The sequence below is a fragment of the Mesorhizobium sp. M0633 genome (assembly GCF_040320645.1).
Lineage (GTDB): Bacteria > Pseudomonadota > Alphaproteobacteria > Rhizobiales > Rhizobiaceae > Mesorhizobium.
Genome location: NZ_JAMYQC010000140.1, coordinates 1 through 535, shown reverse-complemented (window position 1 = coordinate 535; position 535 = coordinate 1). Strand labels below are relative to the sequence as shown.

The window sequence follows — 535 nt, the reverse complement described above, 5'->3', positions numbered from 1 at the left end:
CCGAGACCGCGGCCCGCATTTCGGATGAAGATCACACGCTGCAGCGGATTGCGGCGGAACTGACAGACACCAACAAAATGTCGTTCGTGGCAGAACGGCCAGACGGCTCGATTGCCGGCTACGCGATGGCTAAGATGAATGAAGCCGGCGACGTCGTGCTTGACCGGCTCCACATCGATCAAAGCGAGTACGGCACCGGGCTAGCCGCTAATATATTGCACGCTGTCTTTGCCGCCCATTCCGGCATCCCGAGCATCGCACTCGAAGTGCTCGAGGGAAACGACCGGGCAATGGCCTTTTACTGCAAACATGGTTCGAAGTGGTCGATCGCAGGGCCGCGTCGCACGGTGCAGAAGGCCATGCATCGTTGATTATGCGCAATCTGCTATCTCGCGCCTAGTCGGAACTCGCGCATCGAACAGTACATCACGTCTTCCGTCCCCAGCGCACCGGCGGCCTCCCCGCTCGCAATCCAAATAGACGTCTTTCAGCTGTTTGATTGGCATGTCAGCGTGAGCGAACGCGAGGTCCTGAG

The 535-nt window shown here is 58.9% G+C and carries 1 protein-coding gene; it reads left to right on the top strand.

Annotated elements, in window-relative coordinates; translation table 11 throughout:
• Positions 1-371: GNAT family N-acetyltransferase (locus NKI47_RS35065; protein ID WP_352596441.1), on the top strand; the 371-nt coding region annotated here is incomplete at its 5' end.
• Positions 372-535 lie beyond the last annotated feature (164 nt).